The organism is Streptomyces varsoviensis, assembly GCF_000718635.1.
Taxonomy (GTDB): domain Bacteria; phylum Actinomycetota; class Actinomycetes; order Streptomycetales; family Streptomycetaceae; genus Streptomyces; species Streptomyces varsoviensis.
Window position 1 is genome coordinate 1 of the sequence record NZ_JOBF01000095.1, and the last position, 259, is coordinate 259.

The window sequence follows — 259 nt, forward strand, 5'->3', positions numbered from 1 at the left end:
CGGCACGGGGCCGGACGGCGTCGGCTCCCCCGGCGCCAGCCGGTACTCCAGGCAGTTCACCGTCGCCTCGGTCGGACCGTACGCATTGAAGACCGTCACATCCGGATGCGCCGACCGCCAGCCGTCCAGCACCTCACCGACCAGCGCCTCACCACCAAGGATCAGCGTCCCCGAGGGCGACACTTCCTCCGGCAGCGCCTCCAGAATCGACAAGTGGCTCGGCGTGCCCTTCATGAACGTCGGACGCGCACCGCGAGCC

At 70.3% G+C, this 259-nt stretch carries 1 protein-coding gene; it reads right to left on the reverse strand.

From position 1 onward, the window contains the following. Window positions 1-234 (reverse strand): hypothetical protein (locus IF55_RS35750; protein ID WP_157857243.1); only part of this gene is annotated, 234 nt, incomplete at its 3' end. Window positions 235-259 lie beyond the last annotated feature (25 nt).